Here is a 20,717-nt window from a genome sequence, read left to right on the forward strand (position 1 = left end):
GAAACGCACTCCTTCCGTTCACGAATTTGGCGTCCGTCGATATCCTAACGTGACCACACCGTCATTCATACGGATGGCGCGGATTCCTGGCTCGTCGGCTAGACATCCCAGGAAGAGATGGGCGTTCGCTTCAGCAAATGGACATGACGTCACTGCCAGTAGGCTTCCCTCAGTCTGGATTGAAAGATGATCTTGGAGCTATTTGGGCCGTCCGGTGCTGGTAAGACGACGTTAGCGTCCGAGCTGGTGCACGTTTTGCGAGCTCAGGGCTACTGTGTTGTTTTGCAGACCGGTGACCGCCGACATCCGGTTAGAAGGGCCGCCTTCAAACTGGTCTCCGGCTTGCATTCAAAGTGGATCGGACAGCGTTCTCTCGGTGCAGAAGTGCTTAAGATTCTTCCACCCAAGAATGAGCTGTGGGCGGCTCGCCTGAACTGGCATCTTGAAGCTCTTCTTCAAGCTTGGCGCGCGGCAATAGCGTCCAATGACACGATCTCAATTTTTGACCAGGGTATGGTGCAATTCGTATGTTCACTGGTTTTGTTCAGCGGCATAACGGATCGTGAAAGGGTGTCGCGCGCGCTCGAGCTTCTACCCAAACCGGATCTGCTTGTCCGATTGCAGGCGCCAAGGGAAATTCTAGAGGTCCGTCTGAAGGAACGCCGGCGCAACCTCGGTATCATTCAGAAGTTCCTCGAAGTCGATCTGCAGAGCAGTCTTGATCATATTGACCACGTTAATCTCATTGGGGAACAACTTGGATCGTTTCCCGTGCCAACAACTTGCGTCGAAAGTTTAGATTCGAACGGGCTCACAGCCGCCACAGAAATGATAGCGCGTGGAGTAGTCGACAAGTTCGGCGCGACGCGGGCGAAATTTAAAAGAGTTGAAGCTTAGAGAGATGCGGTTTTGAAGCGTCGACAAGAAGATATCCAATAATATGGAAAATCGAATTATTGAAAAGGAACCGCGCGAGTTGACATGACATGCGCTTTTCTCGCTACCAGACTGCCTTGGCGTTGACGTTAGCTGCTGTCAGCGCGATATCCATAGTTATCCACGGGGCGGTGAGTGGAGAGGACGTCGCATCGACAAAGTTCGTCGCGCCGGTAGCCATGGACCTGCCGGATTACCTGCACGCCGCGAAGGATGCGGCATTTGGCACAACTTTCACCCGAATAACCAAACCCGGAATCCTCGGCGCCGGCATCGCATGCGGGAGCAAATATTGCAGCCACCGCTATTCGAGCGCCCAGGCCTGGAATTCGGATCAGAGCCTTCTTGTCATCAGCAACGGCTGCGGCGGCTTATGCTTCCTGGATGGGCGCACCTACGTCCCGCTTTTTCGCCGTGATCGATCGACCGAATGCGAATGGCATCCTCACGATCCCGACCTGATGATCTGCGTCGGTGGTCGGAAAATCTCGACCTGGGCGCCACGCACCAATCATGAGGAGGTCCTGTTTGTTTCGACTGACAGTAGCAATCTCCAGTTCGGGCCATACAAAGGTAATCCAAGCCGTGATGGCAGCCGTATTGCCGTACGCGCGGTTCGCCGGGACGGCAAAGCGGTCGTCTTTGCCTACGATCTCAAACAGCGGCGGAAATTTCCGGAAATCGATCTCGCACAGCTTGTCGGAGCCAACGGCGCCTGCTCAATCTCGCCGCTGGGCGTCAACATCTTATGCATTCAGAACCTGAAAGACGACACTGAACAGACGTTCATCTTTTCTGTTGACGGCGTTCTGCGCCAGAAATGGACTGAGCATCATCGGCCTGGCCATGGCGACATGACCGTCGATGCCGACGGCAGCGAAATCTATGTGGGGATCAGTAAGTCCGATCCAGACATATACCAGGTGATCAAGCGAAGGCTGTCAGATGGGAAAGTCACCTCGCTCATGAGATATGGTGAAGCACAGCATGCATCGCTCAGGTCGCTGGACAGGCCCGGTTGGGTGTTCCTTACCTATTCGGGCAATCCGGACGAAGTATCGAAATATCCGGCTTGGGCGCCGTATGCGCGGGAAGTCATCGCGTTGCGCATCGACGGCAGCGGAGAGGTCCGGCGCATTGTGCAGACGAAGAACGTTCCATTCGACTACTGGAGTGAGACCCACGCCTCGCCGTCCCCGGACGGTTCACGGGTGATCTGGTCAAGCAATTGGGGAGTACCCGGCGGCCCGGTTTACGATTTCGTCGCCCGTATTGACTGGCCGGAAGGATCAGACACTGGCTCGAGAGCATTAGCCGCGAGCGGTCTTCAATAACAAAACCTTCCGGTCGCCTATGGCGATATGGCCGATCGTGCTTGCTCCATTCACGCTTTTAACGCCTCACGTTCAACTTCGCCGCCATACGGCTCCGTTCGATGTCGATTCATTCAAACGGACGACGACAGTGGCCAAGCCTGCACCTAGCGTGATTGTGCAGTTTGCAAGGCTTATGACACTTGCCGGAATCCTACGAATTACAGCGATGACGTCGGGTGACGGCTTGTATCGCCAAGGGCGCTCGCGCCGGAGCTCACTGTTGATGTCACGGCCGAGAAAGGAATAGCAGATGGATACGGATAAGCGAGCCGAAGAGAATGCCTCTTTCAACCCTGAGTTGTTAGAATGGTTGGTATGCCCAATGACCAAGGGCTCACTTGCCTGGGATTCGGATCGCGATGAACTCGTTTCGAAGAGCGCAGGACTTGCCTATCCGGTTCGCGACGGCATTCCAATCCTGCTAGCCTCGGAGGCACGGACGATCACCTCCCGCGTGGTCAAACTTCGCGCATCCAGACGATGATGGGAGCCGCGCTAAAGTAGGCGGCTTTCCGACGACAGCCAGCAATGACAGGAAAGTGTGCCGCGGAGCGCGAGCCGTTTGTCTGCGGACCACTCTGCGCTCGGCACCCGGGCAGTGCCGACCTCTTTGATGCAACGCGCGGCGACCTGAACCGGCTGGGTACGGCGGCCCGCTGCCGGGACAGGGTTTGCGTCATTTAAACAGACGAGGACAGTGGCAAGACCTGCCCCTACCGTGACCTGGGCGAGATGGGTAGCGAAACCAACACCATGAAAGCAAATTCAAGGGCCGGCCACTTCGCGCGATCGGGCTACAGCGAACGGTCAGGAGACGCAGGATGAATCCGCATCTGGTGTGTGTCGGAGGCGAGGATCATGCCCTGCGAATTCCGTTCTTGATGTCGCTGCGAGAGAAGGGATTCCGTGTTACTGCGGTGTCGAGCGGCGGTGAAGCCGCATTCCTGCGGCATGGCATTCCGCATCGCAGCTACGGTTTCGACCGATTTTCCAGCAGCAGCGGAGAATGGGCCGCCATCAGAACCATTCGAAAGCTGATGGCGGAACTCCGGCCGGACATTATCCAAAGCTTCGACACCAAGCCCAACCTGGTGACGCCACTTGCGGTGCGCGGAAGCGTTCCAGTCGTGCGCACTATCAACGGTCTGGGCTGGACGTTCTCGTCCCTGGAACCGCGCGCCCTTGCCCTGCGCCCAATCTTTTGCGTACTGCAATGGCTTTCGTCGTTATGGACGGCGGCTACGGTGTTCCAGAATCGGGACGATCAGGCATTCTTTGAACGCTACCGACTGATCGGACGCGGCAGCGGACGAGTGATCCGCAGTTCTGGAATCGACGTCGATGCGTTCGCCATGGCAAGGCATCTTGCCCCGTCGGCGATGAAAATGCGCGAAGAGCTTGGGCTCCAATCCGCCGAGATCGTAATTTTTGTCGGCCGGCTAACGCGCCAGAAAGGCATCCCGACACTCCTCAAGGCAGTCCCTCGCATCCTGTCGGAAAGGCCCAATGCCCGTTTCGTGCTTGTCGGCCCATTGGAATCCGAGGGCCCATTTGCAGTGGACAAGGCTGAGATCGATCGACATGTGCCGCATGTCATCGCCTTGGGTCCACGACGCGACGTTCCTGCCCTTCTTGGCATGGCCGATCTGTTCGCCTTTCCAACACAATACCGAGAAGGGATTCCGCGCGTCCTGCTGGAGGCAGGGCTCGCGGGATTGCCTATCGTCGCCTCGATGATGCCTGGTTGCAATGAGGTGGTCGAGGACGGATGGAACGGCCATCTCGTCCCCCCGCACGATGCGAACGGCCTTGCCTCTCGAATTATAGAGGTCCTGTCCGACCGCCGGAAAGGACGGACCATGGGCGCTCGCTCTGTCGAGCTCGTCCGGACGCAGTTCTCGCTGCCCTGGGTGGTCGAGCAATATTGCGATCTCTACGACAATGTCCTTAGTGCCAAATCCCAGGGCGGCTTCGCTCGACCGGCATCGCCGGTGTTGCTTGAAGAGCCTGCTGCAAACCGCGGATCGGGTGGAGCGCGCCGATGATCCGGGACGCGATCCTGGCCTGCGGCGTGGCCATGTCGTATGCGGCGCAGCTCTCAGTTCCGGGCTTGCCCTTCGGCTATGGCGAATTGTTTCTCGCGCTTTGGATCATGCTGTCGATCGGGCGGGTGCTCGCCGGCGGTCACTTGGTAGTCAGGCCCGCCCTGATCCGTGTTGCGGGCTTCTGGCTGATCATCACGCTCGCTCTGGGTATTGGCACCATCGTTGGCTACCTGACCACGGTACTGTATCTGTCGGTGGTGATGCACGATGGGGTAGCCTACCTGCTGCTGATCTGCGTCACCTGCCTGGCCGCCGCGGAGCCCGACGCGGATCGCCGTCTGCGCAGTGCTGCCTGGTGGGTGGTCGCGATTGCGAATGCATGCTTTATTGTTCAGCTGGCACTTGGATGGGGTTGGATCCACCAATCCGGCGTCGATCCCTGGTACTGGGATCGCTTCCGAGGCTGGTCCGAGAACCCCAACCAGCTCGCGCTCTATTGCGCACTCCTTGGTCCGCTCGCCTTGCATCTTGCGACGACTACAAGCAAGCCGTGGGCGAGGTTGGCCGGGCTCAGCAGCCTTATCCTGATCATCTATGTCGGAAGGCTGACGAAGAGTGATACCTATCTTTACACGACGGTCCTGGTCGGCCTGATATTTCTTGGGCTGCGGGTTCGGACATGGCTCGCAGCCGGTGACGGCAAGGTCAGCCTGTCCCGGCAAGTTACCCTCCTGCTGATGATTGGCTTCCTTCCGTTGGCCATGTCGATGACGCCTTACATCGTCACGGAGGTGGGCAGCGTCGAACAGTTCGCCTTGAGTCTTACCAAGGACAAGGGCGGCGAAGCGACCGCCGAAACCGCTGCACTTCGAATCCATCTCTGGGGAGATGCATTGGGCAAGGGCCTAACGTCAGGATCCCTGGGCCTTGGTCCTGGCCCGCATCTGGAGCGCCCGCCCATTTCCTACAGCCAATTTCTGCCCCGGCCTTTCGAGGCTCACAACACGATTCTCGATCTGTACACTCAAGGTGGTTTGGTTGCGGTCCTGGCCCTGGCCTGGATTGTCGGCGCGGCGGCTTTATGCGCATGGCGTGCGAAGCTCGATGCCCTGTTCGTGCTGGTGGTGTCGATCGTCATCTTCGGAATGCCACATCTGATCATCCGCCATCCAATCGTGTGGTTTGCGCTTACCATTTGCCTTGTTGCCGGAACGCCGCGAACGATTTCGGCAACCTCTAGCGACCTGAGGTGATGGCATGTGTGGGATTACCGGAATTCTCCTTGCACCCGATGCCGCCAACATCAAACCGCTCAGGGCAATTGGCCAGATGACGACGGCCCTTCGTCATCGTGGGCCTGATGGCGAAGGCTTCTGGATCAATCGCGAAGCCGGCATTGCCTTCGGCCACCGACGTTTGGCTATAGTCGACCTATCGGAAGCAGGACGCCAGCCGATGCATTCGGCAAGTGGCCGATATGCCATTACCTTCAACGGCGAGATCTACAATTTCCGCGATCTGCGCCGCGAGCTTGAAGACGCTGGCCATCGGTTCCGTGGCGCCAGCGATACCGAAGTGATGCTGTGCGCAATCGAGAGCTGGGGTCTCGACACCGCACTCACGCGCTTCGCTGGCATGTTCGCATTTGGATTGTGGGATCTAAAGACCAGGACCCTCCATCTCGCCCGCGACCGAATGGGCAAGAAGCCGCTCTATGTTGCTGCAACGCGCGATGCGCTCGTTTTTGCCTCCGAGTTGAAGGCAATCCATCGTTTTCCAGGTTTCTGTCAGGAGCTCGATCTCGACGCGGCCGCGACAATGCTTTCGAAAGGATGGGTACCGGGAAACTGTTGCATCTGGCGAGGCGTGTTCAAGCTACCTCCGGGCTCGGTCCTGTCTGTGACGGCGGCGGATTTTGCCGAGGCGCGCAGCGCCGCATCCCTTTCGCAACGCGCCCGACACTGGTGGTCGCTGTCTGAAATCGCCGCGAACGGTCGACAGAATCCAATCGCCGGTACCGACGAAGAACTGACCGATGGACTCGACGATCTGCTTCGACTTGCCGTCCGGGAACGCATGATAGCCGATGTGCCGCTGGGTGCCTTTCTGTCTGGTGGCCTCGACAGCTCCACGGTTGTGGCGCTGATGCAGGCCCAATCGCCAAAACCGGTGCGCACATTCACGATCGCTTTCGGAGAAGGCGGGTTTGATGAGGCTCCCCACGCGGCGGAGGTCGCGCGGCACCTGGGCACCGATCATACTGAACTCCACCTTTCAGCAGCCGCTGCGCGTGAAGTCATTCCGGAACTGCCGCGGATCTGGGATGAGCCGTTCGCCGATGAATCGCAGATACCGACTTTGCTCGTGGCGCGGCTCGCTCGCCAGCACGTTACGGTGGCGCTATCAGGCGACGGTGGCGATGAATGCTTCGCCGGTTACGCTCGTCATTTCATGGCTGCGCGGTTGAAACGACAGCATGCGCTGCCGTCGCCGCTGCGTCACGCGCTTGCTGCAGGGGTCGGATTGCTGGCCCGTGCAGCGCGTCACGATTTCGTCGGCAAGCTGCCGCTTTCGGCGAGTGGACGGCACGCGCTGCGGAGCGACCGGCTGCATCGCCTCGCTCGGCTGCTCGCTGCGCCAGATGAGGACGAATTGCATCGACGGCTGACCGGAGCATCGACCGGGAGCCTCGCACTCCACACGCCGCCCACATCAATTCAAGGGTCCCCCCGGCTTGATGGCCTGCTGTCCCGTCTCTTGTACGACGACATGGCCGGTTACCTGCCCGACGATATATTGGTGAAGTTGGACCGCGCCAGCATGGCCAATAGCCTCGAAGGCCGGTGCCCGCTTCTCGACCATCGGGTTGTCGAATTCGCCTGGCGGCTGCCGGCACATGCGAAGGTCCGCAATGGCAAAGGCAAGTGGCTTCTTCGTCAGCTGCTTAGCCGCTATGTTCCGCAACGGCTGATCGACCGGCCGAAGCAGGGTTTCGATGTTCCCATAGCAGTCTGGCTGAGCGGCCCGTTGCGCATCTGGGCCAGCGATCTAGTCGCCGATATACGCCTCTCCGGAGATGGGATCTTCGACTTTGCGAAGGTCGAAACCTGCTGGCGCGACCATCTTGACGGAAGACAGGATCATTCTCGCGATTTGTGGCCCGCGTTGATGTTCCAGGCCTGGCGCAACGAGGCCGGGCGGTCCGCCGGGCCGGCAACGGGCATGTCCACAGCGCTCGAACTGACAGGAGTATGAGATGGAAGGTTCCATAGTCAGCCGAATTCACCTTCCGCGCGCCACTGAAATGCACGTGCCGACGCGCGAGATCAATCCGCGCATGAGGCCATTCCTGCGCGAACAGGTCGACGCGCAGAGCCCCTTCCATCAACTCCTCATTACCATCGCGAGGAGAAAATGGTTCCTGCTTGCAATGGTGATTTTGGGCGGAGTGTTGGCTGGGCTTGCGGGTTTTGTGCGTCCTGTCCTGTTCGAGGCGACCGCACAGGTGATTGTCGATGCTCCGGGCAGGAACGCGGCTCCCGGAGGTGCGGATTCTGCTCAGGAGATGCTGGATGCGAGCATTGATGACCACTTAACCATGCTCTCTTCGCAGGGGCATCTGCGTCGCCTGGTGGCAGCCCTACGCGAGACAAAGATCGGCAACATTGCTGAGCAAGGTGATGATGTCGGAAATTCCCGCGCCGCCCCGGTAGGCGGCAACCTGCAGAACATACGCACCTTCGCAGCTGGTCTGCTAGAAAGGATTTGGCCGCAGGGCGGGCCGGAGGCGGCCGATGCAGCCGAACTCAAGGCATTGCGCAAGGGCATGAGGGTTGGACAGGAACTGAGATCAAGGGTGATCACCGTCGGCTTCACCGACGACGATCCGGCGCGAGCCGCCCTGGTGGCCAATACGTTCGTCCAAGTATACATCGACGATCTCGCACAGAAGCGCAGGGCGTCAGACCGGCTGGAACTCGCCTCGATCGTCGCCAGCCTGCCGGTCGTACAAAGCGACTTGGCGAAAGCGACCGACCGCCTGGAAAAGTATCGACTGAGCCATGGCGCGGTCGATCAGGGTGCGGCGGATAACGCTGCCAAGGAGACAGCCGAACTTAGTCAGCAGATATCCTTGTCGAAAGCGGATCTCTCAGCGACGGAATCTCGCCTTCAGCACATCGAGGCTTTGCGAGAGGAAGGAGCATCGGTGGCGGCGCTCGCCGAAGCGATCGGGTCTCCGGTATTGGCCGACATGGCGGCCCGCCAAGCCAACGACAATGCGGATGCGGGCCTTAGCACTGCGATCAACGGCGAGATCGAACAAGGCACTGCTCGCATTGCGGCGGAGGGGAACATCTACCGTGCCCAGATCGCTGCTCTGGAGGGCCGTAAGAATGTGCTCGATGCGGTGGTGGCCGACACAGCCGGCCGGCTTTCCGGCTTGCGTGCGCTCGAGCCGCAGGTCAGCATCCTGACGCAGCGATACAACCAGCTTCTCACCCAACAACAGGATCTGGTGCAGCGCATCGCAACTCCCTTGCCCGGGGTCTCGATCCTTTCAGCGGCATGGCCGCCAACGAATCCAAAAACCCTGCCGCCCATCTTTCTTATTCCGCCCGGCATGATCGTGTTTGGCCTCATTGGCGGGGTCTTCGTCTTGGTCCGCAGCCGTCTCAATCAGACCTTGCGCGGCGGGGCCGAAGCTGAAGCCGCGCTCGGGGTCCCGTGCCTGGGGCTGATACCGGAAGCGCCCACATTACACGCGAAACGACTACAGCAGCTGGTTCTCGGCCAGCAAAACTGCAGCTACAGCCGAGCCGTCACTTCTCTCCTTGTCACCGTGGCTCTCAACAAAGCGAGAGGCCGTGCGTCGCACGTCATCCTCGTCACGTCCAGCGTCCGGCATGATGGCAAGACCGAGCTCGCATGGAGCCTCGCCTTGGCAGCTACCCGACTTGGGGGACGAGTGCTTTTTCTCGATCTTGACGGCACGGGCGCCCGCCTCACGAACGAGTTTCTGAACGAATTCGGTGCGTTCAAGCCGCATAAATCCTTTGGAGACTATATGAGCGACCGTTGTCCGCTGCACGACGCGGTCACGGGAATGCCTGAAATTGGAATCGACTTCATGGCACTCGCACCATCAGAGGATCTGCTGCCGCAACTGTCCATGATCGACGGGTCCCTGGTCACAGATGAGCTGCGCTCGATGTACAGCATCGTCATCATAAATGGACCGCTGGGACTTGGAGGACCTGAGGCCAGGCTACTGACGGGCTGGGCTGACGCAGTTCTTTTTGCTGTTCGCTGGGCCAGGACGCGTCGCAGCATCGCGCGTGGTGTTCTGCAGTTGCTGACGGAGGACGAGACGGCTCAGGTCCCCGTAGGCAGCGTTCTCACGCAGGTCAATCTTAGGAAACACGCCGGCTACCGGTTTGGGGACAGCGCGGATCTCTTGCTCGAGAGAACATCATGAATGTCACATGCGGGATTCCGCGTAACGACCGCCACGGCATTCGACCTGTCGAGCGGAAGATAATATCGACGATCTCGCAGTCCGGAGCAGGGTCCGCGGCCAAAGGCGATCAAGGCGATGAAATGCGCGACGCCGGCGCAAAAGACATCGACGATTTCAGCGATCCGAAGCTCGCCCGCTTCCCTGCGGCCTCCGTTGCTCCAACGAATATGGTTTTGCCGCACAAGGAGGACACGGGCCGGGGTCTCGGCTATGCCAGCATCTTCGCTCTTTTGGTCTATATCGGGGGTGCGGGCTTGACCAGCTTGGCGCAGTTATTGATTGCGCGCATCGTTGGCTCCACCAGCTATGGCATCTACTCCTATGTTCTGGCCTGGACCTCGGTGCTTGCCTATCTTGCAACGCTTGGTTTCCACGTATCCTTGTTGCGTTTCGTCTCCGCCTACAGTGCCAAAGGGCGGCTTGACCTGGTACACGGCGTAATCAGGTTTGCTCTGCAGAGGTCGCTGGCGGCGGCGACACTATTCGGCATCGTTGGCGCCGCCTTGATCTTTTTCTTTTCAGATCCTTCTCACAAGGAGCTTCAAATCAGCCAGCTGCTAGGCATGGCAGCAGTGCCTTTGGTCACGGCCTACGCTTTGGGCGCAACACTTGTTCGTGCTTTCGGCGGCGGTGTCTCGGCCCTCCTGCCGGAACGCATAGTGCGCGACGGCCTCTTGTTGACGTTACTGGGAATGGCGGGCTTATCCGGATCATGGACCCCCAACGCACCCTTGGTGATGCAGGCGGTGCTGGCAAGTTCAGCCATCACGGTCGGCCTGGTGTTCGTCATGGCGACAAAATTTCAGCCGCCTGGCTTGCGGCAGGTTCAGCCAGGCGACGAGTCGCGGGAATGGTGGTCCGCGGTTCCGCCAATGATGCTCATGGCTGGGCTCGATGTTTTCATCAGCCGGGCCGGAGTCATGGTGCTGGGCTGGACGCATCACATTCGCGAAGCAGGCATTTTCGCATTGGGATTGAACGTCGCCTTGCTTGTGAGCCTTTCCCTGGTTGCCGTCTCTACGATGTTTGCGCCGACAGCGGCCGCCCTTCATGCCCGAGGCGATCGGCTGGCTCTGCAGCAGCTGTTTTCACGGGCCGCCCTACTTTCCTCTGGTGGGGCTTTAACGATGGCCATCCCGATGCTTGCGATTATTGAACCTCTGTTGAGCTGGTTCGGCGGGGATTTCAGTACCGCGGCACCCGTCGCGCGGATACTCATTCTCGGATATGTCTTTGTCGCGCTGTGCGGACCCCAGATGCTCCTCTTGATGATGACCGGAAACGAATGGGCGGCAGCCGCAACCATGATCGTCGGCGCTGCGGCCAGTATCATAGGCTGTGCCACAGGAATTGCGCTCTACGGCGCGCCGGGCGCCGCAGTGGGCCTCGCGCTTGCGTTGGCGATTTGGAATGTGGCGATGTCGATCTACATCAGCAAACGGCTGAAAATTATCCCTGGGCTGATCTTTGCGCTAACATCGTTCAGAACGCACGCAGTCGAAGGCCAGCGGCGACATTGGTTCCTGCGCTGATTTGAGACCGTCGCGCCCCGATACGCGACGGCATCAGCGTTCAGGAATTTCGAGTCCAGGGTTGTGTCGGATAGAGGCTGGCGAGTGCGGCTTTGTGGCCGACGCGTTACGCGCCGAGTGGCAGATCATCGCCCGACAGGGCCCGCGGCCTACACGGTGGCCTCATTCACCAACGTCTGTTGCCGTATGCTGGCCGCGGCATCCGTTCCATGAAAGTCCCGGTACCATTCGACAAAGCGTCGCACTCCGTCCTCTAGCGGTGTTGCCGGGGCGAAGCCGACGGCCTGGCGAAGATCGCTGACGTCGGCGCGCGTCTCCAGAACGTCGCCAGGCGGCAACGGCACATCCACGCGAACTGCCCGCCTGCCAAGAGCGGTCTCGATGATCGAAATCAGCCGGTTGATCTCCTCGGGCCGGTCGTTGCCGATATTGTAGACGCGATACGGCGCGGAACTTGTGGCAGGGTCGGCGGTGCAAGGGTCCCAATTCGGATCCGGCTGCGGCGGTGTAGCAAGTGCTCGAACCACGCCCTCAGCGATATCGTCGATATAGGTGAAATCTCGCCACACGCGGCCGGCATTGGCTACTTCAATTGGTTTGCTCTCGACGATCGCGCGCGTGAACAAGTAGACGGCCATGTCGGGCCTGCCCCAAGGGCCATAAACGGTGAAGAAGCGCAGTCCGGTCACGGGCAGGCCGAACAAATGGCTGTATGAATGCGCCATGAATTCATTCGAACGCTTGGTGGCGGCGTAGAAGCTGACGGGATGATCGGCGCCGTGATTTTCGGAAAACGGTATGGTTCGATTCAAGCCGTAGACGGAGCTCGAAGAGGCGTAGACGAGATGACCGACGCCATGATGCCGGCAGCCCTCAAGGACGTTGAGAAACGCCACTATATTCGATTGCACATAGGCGTGCGGGTCAACAAGTGAATGACGCACGCCGGCCTGAGCCGCGAGATGGACGAGGTGTGAGGGGCGAACGTTTGAAAACAGCAACTGAACGCGCGCGGCATCCGCCAGATCCATTCGTACCGGCGTGAACTTCGCCTCGCTACAGAGGCGTGCAAACCGCGCTTCCTTGAGCCGCAGATCGTAATAGGGCGTGAAATTGTCGACGCCCACGACTTTGACACCAAGACGCAAAAGCCGTGAGGCCACGTGAAAACCAATGAAGCCTGCGGCGCCGGTGACGACGATCGGTCCTGTCCGTGCAAGTTTCTTCACCGCGCGGTCCGAACGGGATCGAGCGATTTCCATCTTCTCCGCTGCGGCAAGGACAGAATCGCTGCATAGATCGTTGTCCACTTGTCGCCTTTCGAAATCCGTTCGACAGTACCGAATAGCCGGTCCGGGATTGCGGCTTCCGATATTTACGCTGGCGCATCGAACCTAGTGGAGTGCGCAATGCGGTGCACGACCTGCCAAGTCATGACACGCCAACTTGCGTAGTTTGAATCCCGGGCGGATGCCGACGTCCGGCGATTGGATCTAAGTGGCCGGCCTTACGGCAGGACCGAAATACGCCCAAGAAGGGCCACCAGTTCCGCCTGGCGTTTTGTTTCGGTCTTGGCGAACAGCGAGGCAAGCTGGGAACGGATCGTGGTGCGGCTGAGACGCCAGCTGCGAGCGATCTCCAAAGGTGCGTCGCCCTGGGCCAAGCGCAAGGCGAGGTGCGTTTCTGCGCTCGTCAAGCCAAACATTCTTTGCAGCGTCCGAGGATTTGGCCCCGACCTGTTGTCGCGATCCAGCAGCGCCACAATGCTCGTTCCGTCGGGAGCGATAACGCCGTTCTCGTTCAGTATCACCGGTCGGTCGCCCCTGCTGCGGATCACCACCCAAGACAACGAGCCCGGCAGGAATTGGCCCGGAACATTCGCGATCAGCCGCCTTAGGGCGGCCGTAAGTCCGCTCGCCGTGTCGGCCGCTTCGCCCTGGCGCTCAAGCGTGGTTTGGGCGGCTGCGTTCCACTCGACTACTTTTCTTTCGCGATTCAGCACGAGATAGCCACAGCCAATGCGATCAAGCACGCCGGTTATGGATTCCAGACTGCGGCCTTTTGGTTCGGCGAACCTTGCGTCCAATGGATCCGATGCGCGATCGGGAAGGTGACCAGAAGAGGGCCGCGTATTCCGCGCTTCAAAATCATACTTGGTCCTCGTAACAATGTACCGATTGCTCGAAGAAGCATCGACCTGTCTATCGATCAGATTCATTTTCTACCCCTAACCCAAAGTTTCACACGCCCGAAATAAGTATTCGGGATTCATGTAGTCTTCTATGTGTAGCTGGATTCTAGTCTTCTATGCGCTGACGGATAATACGTTCATCACCACCTTGAAAACTTAATATGATCCGACAGTTCTAAGGCAGCTCTTAGGCCCCGCTGCGTCCGATAAAATGCGCGCTATGATAGCGGTATGGCAATCCGGCAGTGGTACTAAGCTGTACGTTTTTTGCTCTAGTCTCGACGGGCTAGTCAGAAGGTTGTAGTCTGTGTCCATGAGCTCGCAGTCGCGCAGGTCGAATTCGAACCCGTCGGGCAGATTGCTAACTCATATTGCCTCTGCATCGGTGTTAGCTGCCACACTGATATTTGAAATAAAATCGTCAGCCTATATTGGGCAAGGCGCCAGTTTTCTGGAATTTATTCCGGCTATTATTATTATCGCCTATCTCGAAGACCGCGTACCGGCGCTCGCTGCGACCATTCTGATGGTGGCTGTCGGGCTGTGGGCACGAGGACACGATCAGATTTCAAGTGGAGATTGGGCACGCGCAATCCTGCTTCTGGTTTCGGGTGGCGTGATTGCCATGACCTTCCATCGTCTGCGGCAGGACTTGCGTGAGTTGCTGGAAGTCGCGGAGGCCAGGCTCGCTGCCGTCGAGGCGACCGAAAGCCGCTATCGTTGGGCCTTCGAACGTGCTGCCATGGGATTCGCGAACACCAACAAGAAAGGTGAGTTGCTGCAGTCCAACAGACGCCTTTGTGAGATGACCGGGTACAAGGAGGAGGAGCTTGCCCAACTGCAGCTCGATACGCTCGCCCATCCGAACGACCGGGATACCTTGGCGCAATTGCTGGCGAGGCTGGGCAATGACATTTCTTCGTTCGTTTCGGAGGTGCGTCTGTCACGAAAGGACGGTACGGCATTCTGGGCCAGGCTAACGCTTTCTTCGTCCGTGCCCGAGGGTGGCCTCTCGGAGAGCATCTTCGTGGTGGTCGACGATATTTCGGAACGACGCGCTGTTCACGAAGCGCTTCGGGCCCAGAAGGAATGGCTGGACCTCGCTCTGTCTGCTGGACGCTTGGCCACGTGGCGCATAGACCTTAAAGGCGGGATAGTCACGGGCTCGGACACGTTCTGGGACATTCTCGGCCTGGCCCAGGCCAATAGCCGCAGTTTGGAGGAGCTGTCAGCTGTCGTTCATCCGGCGGACTGGCCAAAGCTGGCGGCATCGAGAAAGGCCGCACCATCGGTCACGAATTACGATGTTGAGATACGCGTCCGCCGACCGGACGGACATATCCGCTGGGTTGCGCTGCGCGGAAGGGAGGAAAGACATGATGATGGTGGACAGCGGCTTGGAGTGGCTGCCGACCTGAGCGAGAGACGACAAACCACGCTGCTGCGCGCCGCGGCAAAGAAGCGGGAGCGCATCATGCTCGAACAGCGTCACAGATTCGGCAACGTTTTCGCGGTGATCACGGCGCTCGTGAAAATGGTCGATGTTCCCGGAAACAACGTCGCCAAATACAAGGAAATGCTGATCGACCGGATACGCGCGCTCGAGGCAACCCATCTGCTTCTTTCACGCAACGGCAGCGTATCGGGGGCGATAAACGATCTCGTTGCGCAAGAATTGCACCCATATATTGGAACACGTGCGATATCGGTCAGCGGTCCTTCCGTGGCGATGTCGGGAGGCGCCGCCGAGAGTTTTGCAATGATCGTTCACGAGCTTGCCACCAATTCCATGAAATATGGAGCGCTTGCCGATCCAAAAGGCCGGATCGACGTAAGCTGGACGTTCGCACCTGAAGAAACAGGCAGCGATATCGTGTTCGAGTGGGTGGAATCGGGGCGGCGTAGGACCTCAAGCGTAGTCCGTCATGGCTTCGGTTCCATGATAATCGGAGTGGATGGAGCGCCGCTTGTCGGTCACTCTCCCAGGCTGGAAATATCGGACCAAGGGTTGCGGTATTCGCTGCGGCTGTCACGCAAGGAAATCGGATTGTAGTGCAGTGCTCCAATCGGAAAGCAGATATCTAAAGGCGGGTCGCGCTGAGCGGCCTTTGAGATGCGCAGGGTTCCCTCCAAGAATGTCGTCGGCCCAAAGCTGCGCCGCGGCTTTGGGATATGCAGTAAAATGCATGAGGAGTCTTGGGACGCCGTTTGCACGTCCAAAAGGACGCGCGGCGCTCTAGCTGGCATGTCTCGAAAGCCAAGTCTTCAGCATAACGGCAGCCTCGGTCCGATTGCGTACCCCCAATTCACGCAGAACGGCAGCAGCGTGGATTTTCGTGGTCGCCTCTGCGATTTCCAGATCGCGGGCAATTTCCTTGTTTGAATAGCCTTCCGCCATCAGCTTGAGGACTTCCTTTTGCCTCGAAGTCAGCCTGCCAAGGTTGACGCCAGCGGTACGCCTCTGTGGGCCTTTGTCGTCGGAATGGGTATGCGCGTGGGTTGTTTGCGTCGCTCCCGGGCGTGACAGAAGTGCAGGAACATAGATGCGGCCGGAGAGGATTTCATTGACGGCCAAAACAACCTCTTCGTCCGTCTGCGATTTTACGATGTAGCCGTGAAGCCCGATCGACAGAGCCGTGAGTATTTCCGAGCGTGAATCGTTTCCGGAAACGATCGCAAATCGCGTGTCCGGATAGGCAGACAGGATCCCGCCGAGCACTTCTTGATTGAACAGGCCCGGCATATTCAGATCCAGGATCGCAAGATCCACGAACGACTGCTCTGCCAGCAAACTGAGCACCGCGTCGAAACAGGACGCTTCAAAGATCTCCACACCTGGAATGCCTGCGGTCAGTGCCAATCGCAAGCCGCGACGATACAAGCCGTGATCGTCGGCGATGACGATTCGATACATTGAACTACCCCAACGCCTATCTGAATGGATTGAACGGTAATGGCCTGAAAGTCGTGGCCATCATCTCGTCGATTCATCCAGCCGACGCTGCGGCACCCCCAACACCGCAAACGCCAGATTTCTAATATAATCTTAAATGACGGGAAACGCTCCTCTTTTTTTGCCCCTTGTGAGCGAAACCCGCCGAACGTCGTCGAACATACGTTCTGACCTTTTGGACAGCTGACAGACCGGCCGGTCGTTCAGCAGTGCTATAGGTCTAAAGATATAGAACAGCAAAACGGCTGAATTGTTACCATTCGAATGCACGACGACATCCACCCTGACGGCCACATACCATCCAGATGCAATGTCCGGATCAGGGGACAGTGGAGAAATCTCACCGGTCTTCTACGGGAAATCTCACCGGTTCTTCTGAGGGGACAAGAACGCGTTTCCCGGGTGCTGACCAGGGCAGGATAGCCGGCCCGTGACGATAGCGTTCAGGCCGAATGAACAAGGGAGGACCAGGATGAAAGCGGTTATTCAATGTGGAGGAATGGGAACACGCCTCCGCCCCTTCACTTCGGTCTTGCCGAAGCCGCTCATGCCGATCGGGGCACGGCCGGTTCTCGAGATGCTTCTGAAATGGTTGCGACGCAACGGCATTCAGGAAGTTTATATTACAACCGGGTATCTCGGCCACTTGATCCGCACCGTGTGTGGAGATGGCTCGCAGTGGAACCTGAAAATTCGATATACGCAGGAGATGGAGCCGCTTGGCACCATCGGGCCACTGTCTTTGATCAGGGATGAACTGACGGAGCCATTCATCGTTCTCAATGGCGATGTCCTCACGGATCTAAGCCTCAGTCGATTTGTAGCAGCGCACCGTAAGCACACCGATCCAGTGACGATCGCAACAGCCTGTCGCCTGATCAAGATGGATTTCGGCGTCATCGACGAAGTCGACAATACCGTGCAGGTCTTTCGCGAGAAGCCGACGCTTTCGCATCTGGTCAGCATGGGAATTTACTGCATGAACCCGGATGTTCTGCAGTTTATCCCATCCGGCATACCCTTTGGGTTCGACGACCTGATGCTGCAGATGATGCAGAACGGCACAACCGTGCACGTGTACAAACATGAGGGTCTCTGGCTCGATATCGGGCGCGTCGACGATTTTCAGAACGCACAGACCATTTCCTGGGAAGACCAGTCGGCCTCGATCGAGGTCACTGCGACGGCTGCATGATGATGATGAAGTCACGGGCCCGGTTCCCACAGTTATCAGTCTAGGAGGTTGTGATGCTCTTGGTCAGTGCCCCGATCTTGGGTGTGCCGGAGAAGACTGCTTTGACCAAGGTCATCGACAGCGGCTGGCTGACCATGGGGGAGCAGGTACGAGCCTTCGAACAAGCTTTTGCCGACGTTCATGATGCGGAGGATTGCGTCGCGGTCAGTTCTTGCACCGCAGCGCTTCATCTCATTTTGCACGCACTTGGCATCGGACCGGGCGACGAGGTGCTGGTGCCATCCTTGACGTTCGTGGCGACCGCAAATGCGGTCCTCTATGTCGGTGCGACGCCGGTTTTCGTCGACATCGAGTCAGCCGACGTGCCGCTGATGTCGATCGTGGAAGCCGAAGCGAAATGCACGGCCCGCACCAAGGCAATCATTCTCGTTCATTTCGCCGGCTACCTCGCCGATCGGGAACAATGGCAGAGGCTCGCCCGTGCCCGGGGGCTGCACATCGTCGAGGACGCGGCGCATGCGCCGGGCTTGAAGGAGGTGGGGACATTTGGTGCCGCAGCCGCCTTCAGCTTCTACGGCAACAAGAACATGACCACGGCGGAAGGCGGGGCTGTGATCGCCAGGGATGCCGGTCTGCTCGAGACAATCCGCCAGGCGCGTGGACATGGGATGACCACCGGGACGCGTCAAAGGCTGAACAGCCGCACCCCTCAGTATGATGTCACCATGCTCGGATTCAACTATCGCATGGATGAATTGCGGGCTGCGATCGGACTGGTCCAGCTGCAAAATCTGCAGGAGTGGAATGAGATCAGGCGTATCCTGGTCATGCTGTATCGCCGTCTCATAGCGAAGCATTGCCCGGCCGTGACCATCCCGTTCCACGAGCCGCGGACGTCGGCCTACCACATCATGCCTATCCTTTTGCCACGTTACGCCGACAGGCAAGACGTCATCGACGCACTGCGCGGGCAAGGGATACAAACCACTATCCACTACCCGCCGGTGCACCAGATGACGCTCTATCGTGAGCTCATTCCCGGTACTCACTTACCGCGCACTGAAGATTTCGCGCAGCGCGAACTGACTGTACCGCTGCATCCGCAGATCACCGCGCCATTGGTCGAATCGGTAGTCGTCGCTCTTGCCGCGGCGGTCAATAATTGCGCTCAGACAGGAACAGCCGCATGAATGCCCTGGACCTAGCCATTCACCGGTCTAACGTCTCGAGCGCCGCCCATGGGTCTGCGAGACGAGCAATCGATCTCGTCATTGCGGCAGCCGCGGCGATCGTCTTCGCCCCGCTGATGCTGCTGATTGCCGTGGCGCTGCTGCTGGAAGGCGGTCGGCCCATCTTCTTCACACAGACCCGCGTCGGGGCCGGTGCTCGCCCATTCCGCATGTACAAGTTCCGCAAGTTCAGCGTGCAATGCGACCCCGGTGGCTTGGCTCTGACCATGGCCGATGACAGCCGCATGACGCCGATAGGACGGTTCCTCGCCGTCACCAAGTTCGACGAACTGCCACAGCTTTGGAACGTCTTCAGAGGCGAGATGGCAATCATCGGGCCACGCCCGGAGAGCCTTGCCTTCGCCGATTGTTTTCGCGGGGGCTTCGAAGACGTTTTACAATACAAGCCAGGCTTGCTGGGTCCAGCCCAGGTTCTCTTCCGGCATGAAGCCCGTTTCTATCCGCGATCGGTGGACCCGCTACTGTTCTATCGCCAGGTTCTGTTTCCTGCCAAAGCCAGGCTCGACCTTTCCTATTATCCGCAGCGCACGATCGGCTCCGATGTTGTGTGGATGGTGCGCGGCTTGCTGGCGGTGCTTGGCGTGGTTTCGCCGCCGCCGATTGGACCTTGAGAGCAGGTGGGACATCCGCGCTCTCGTGGATTTGCAAAGTCAGTGCCTCACGTCATAGGGGGAACGCTTGGGTCATGGCATACAAGGGCAGGAAAGTTCTGGTTACGGGTGCCGACGGGTTCATCGGTTCTCATCTCACCGAAGCACTCGTCCGCAGCGGCGCCGACGTCACCGCGCTGGCACTCTACAATTCCTTCGACAGCCACGGCTGGCTGGACGATTTGCCCGACACCATACGACGCCAGTTGAATCTCGTCCGCGGCGATGTTCGCGACAGCGCGTTCCTTAACCGGATCGTGCGTGGCCAGGCGGTCGTGTTTCATCTCGCCGCACTGATAGCTATTCCGTATTCGTATGCCGCTGCCCAGTCCTATGTGGAGACCAACATCCTGGGCACGGTCAACGTTCTCGAAGCGGCGCGCCAATGGGAGACGGAGCGTGTAGTGCACACTTCGACAAGCGAGGTTTACGGCACCGCGCTGACAATGCCTATCAGCGAATCCCACCCGTTGCAGGGACAGTCACCATATTCGGCATCCAAGATCGGCGCGGACATGATGGCGGAGTCCTACGCCAGATCGTTCGACATCCCCGTGGTCATCATGCGGCCCTTCAATACGTACGGCCCGCGCCAGAGTGAGCGGGCCATCGTACCGACCATTATACGCCAGGCTCTCGACAAAAAATGCCCGGCGATCATGGTGGGAGACACAAGCCCGATCCGCGATCTTACTTTCGTGGAAGACACCGCGGCGGCGTTTTTGACCGCAGGTTCCGCCGAGCTCGAATTTGGCCATGCCTACAATGCCGGAAGCCAGCGCGCTGTGACGATCTCGGACATATTGGATCTGGTGATCGAGTTGAGTGGCTGCAAGAAACCAATCCACCGGGACGAGCGCCGCCTGCGGCCGCAGAATTCCGAGGTGCGTGCCTTGCTGGCCGATTCTTCGCTCCTCGAAAGCAAGACTGGATGGCGTGCCCAGACCAGCCTGCGCGAAGGCTTGGAGCGGACCATCGGATGGTGGCAAGGGCGCCTCAGCGAAGGCCGGGTGCGACACGAAATGGGTTACATGACATGAGCTTTCGCCCGGGAGGATTGGCTCCGCTGTT

General features: G+C 58.8%; 16 protein-coding genes. 13 read left to right on the forward strand and 3 right to left on the reverse strand.

From position 1 onward, the window contains the following. Nucleotides 1-186 precede the first annotated feature (186 nt). The 8 genes from NKJ73_RS08490 (at nucleotide 187) to NKJ73_RS08525 (ending at nucleotide 11,407) form a co-directional block, all read left to right on the forward strand. Nucleotides 187-897, forward strand: coding sequence for an AAA family ATPase (locus tag NKJ73_RS08490; protein WP_352449686.1), 711 nt, complete (start codon nucleotides 187-189; stop codon nucleotides 895-897). A gap of 89 nt (nucleotides 898-986) precedes the next feature. Further along, entirely contained in the window at nucleotides 987-2,270 is a 1,284-nt protein-coding gene (locus tag NKJ73_RS08495) for a hypothetical protein (RefSeq protein ID WP_352569010.1), read from the forward strand. Between the two features lie 292 nt (nucleotides 2,271-2,562). Further along, a complete protein-coding gene (locus tag NKJ73_RS08500) occupies nucleotides 2,563-2,796 on the forward strand; it encodes a Trm112 family protein (RefSeq protein WP_023675609.1) in 234 nt (77 codons plus the stop codon). Between the two features lie 337 nt (nucleotides 2,797-3,133). Further along, on the forward strand, nucleotides 3,134-4,357 hold the full coding sequence (locus NKJ73_RS08505) for a glycosyltransferase family 4 protein (protein WP_352569011.1): 1,224 nt from the start codon (nucleotides 3,134-3,136) through the stop codon (nucleotides 4,355-4,357). Next, nucleotides 4,354-5,610, forward strand: a complete 1,257-nt coding sequence (locus NKJ73_RS08510) for an O-antigen ligase family protein (RefSeq protein ID WP_023675611.1) — start codon at nucleotides 4,354-4,356, stop codon at nucleotides 5,608-5,610. The genes NKJ73_RS08505 and NKJ73_RS08510 overlap by 4 nt, the downstream gene beginning before the upstream one ends. 4 nt (nucleotides 5,611-5,614) lie before the next feature. Continuing rightward, entirely contained in the window at nucleotides 5,615-7,612 is a 1,998-nt protein-coding gene (asnB, locus tag NKJ73_RS08515; RefSeq protein ID WP_023675612.1) for an asparagine synthase (glutamine-hydrolyzing), read from the forward strand. Nucleotide 7,613: 1 nt separating this feature from the next. Beyond that, nucleotides 7,614-9,833 (forward strand): GumC family protein, encoded by a 2,220-nt coding sequence (locus NKJ73_RS08520; protein WP_352569012.1) that lies wholly within the window; start codon nucleotides 7,614-7,616, stop codon nucleotides 9,831-9,833. After that, nucleotides 9,830-11,407, forward strand: a complete 1,578-nt coding sequence (locus tag NKJ73_RS08525; protein WP_023675614.1) for a lipopolysaccharide biosynthesis protein — start codon at nucleotides 9,830-9,832, stop codon at nucleotides 11,405-11,407. The genes NKJ73_RS08520 and NKJ73_RS08525 overlap by 4 nt, the downstream gene beginning before the upstream one ends. A 149-nt stretch (nucleotides 11,408-11,556) precedes the next feature. On the opposite strand, the gene NKJ73_RS08530 is transcribed toward NKJ73_RS08525, so the two are convergent. Together NKJ73_RS08530 and NKJ73_RS08535 are read right to left on the reverse strand one after the other, a co-directional pair. Then, nucleotides 11,557-12,669 (reverse strand): NAD-dependent epimerase, encoded by a 1,113-nt coding sequence (locus tag NKJ73_RS08530; protein WP_051406099.1) that lies wholly within the window; start codon nucleotides 12,667-12,669, stop codon nucleotides 11,557-11,559. A 245-nt stretch (nucleotides 12,670-12,914) separates the two neighbouring features. Continuing rightward, nucleotides 12,915-13,625 carry a helix-turn-helix transcriptional regulator gene (locus tag NKJ73_RS08535; RefSeq protein ID WP_023675616.1) on the reverse strand — a complete coding sequence of 237 codons (711 nt, stop codon included), beginning with the start codon at nucleotides 13,623-13,625 and terminating at the stop codon, nucleotides 12,915-12,917. Between the two features lie 286 nt (nucleotides 13,626-13,911). Here NKJ73_RS08535 and NKJ73_RS08540 point away from each other — a divergent pair, with 286 nt between their 5' ends. Then, entirely contained in the window at nucleotides 13,912-15,651 is a 1,740-nt protein-coding gene (locus tag NKJ73_RS08540; RefSeq protein WP_023675617.1) for a PAS domain S-box protein, read from the forward strand. A gap of 183 nt (nucleotides 15,652-15,834) precedes the next feature. Here NKJ73_RS08540 and NKJ73_RS08545 read toward each other — a convergent pair whose 3' ends face one another. Beyond that, entirely contained in the window at nucleotides 15,835-16,512 is a 678-nt protein-coding gene (locus NKJ73_RS08545) for a LuxR C-terminal-related transcriptional regulator (protein WP_023675618.1), read from the reverse strand. Between the two features lie 511 nt (nucleotides 16,513-17,023). Between NKJ73_RS08545 and NKJ73_RS08550 the strand changes: the two genes are divergently transcribed. From NKJ73_RS08550 to NKJ73_RS08565, 4 genes are all read left to right on the forward strand, one after another. After that, entirely contained in the window at nucleotides 17,024-17,746 is a 723-nt protein-coding gene (locus tag NKJ73_RS08550) for a nucleotidyltransferase family protein (protein ID WP_023675619.1), read from the forward strand. Between the two features lie 53 nt (nucleotides 17,747-17,799). Next, nucleotides 17,800-18,936 (forward strand): DegT/DnrJ/EryC1/StrS family aminotransferase, encoded by a 1,137-nt coding sequence (locus tag NKJ73_RS08555; protein WP_023675620.1) that lies wholly within the window; start codon nucleotides 17,800-17,802, stop codon nucleotides 18,934-18,936. Continuing rightward, the gene (locus NKJ73_RS08560; RefSeq protein ID WP_023675621.1) at nucleotides 18,933-19,607 is read left to right on the forward strand and encodes a sugar transferase; all 675 of its coding nucleotides are present in this window, start codon (nucleotides 18,933-18,935) and stop codon (nucleotides 19,605-19,607) included. Before NKJ73_RS08555 ends, NKJ73_RS08560 begins: the two co-directional genes overlap by 4 nt. Nucleotides 19,608-19,681: 74 nt before the next feature. Beyond that, the gene (locus tag NKJ73_RS08565; protein ID WP_023675622.1) at nucleotides 19,682-20,686 is read left to right on the forward strand and encodes an SDR family NAD(P)-dependent oxidoreductase; all 1,005 of its coding nucleotides are present in this window, start codon (nucleotides 19,682-19,684) and stop codon (nucleotides 20,684-20,686) included. Nucleotides 20,687-20,717 lie beyond the last annotated feature (31 nt).

Source organism: Mesorhizobium sp. M0074, assembly GCF_040322975.1.
In the GTDB taxonomy this organism is placed as follows: domain Bacteria; phylum Pseudomonadota; class Alphaproteobacteria; order Rhizobiales; family Rhizobiaceae; genus Mesorhizobium.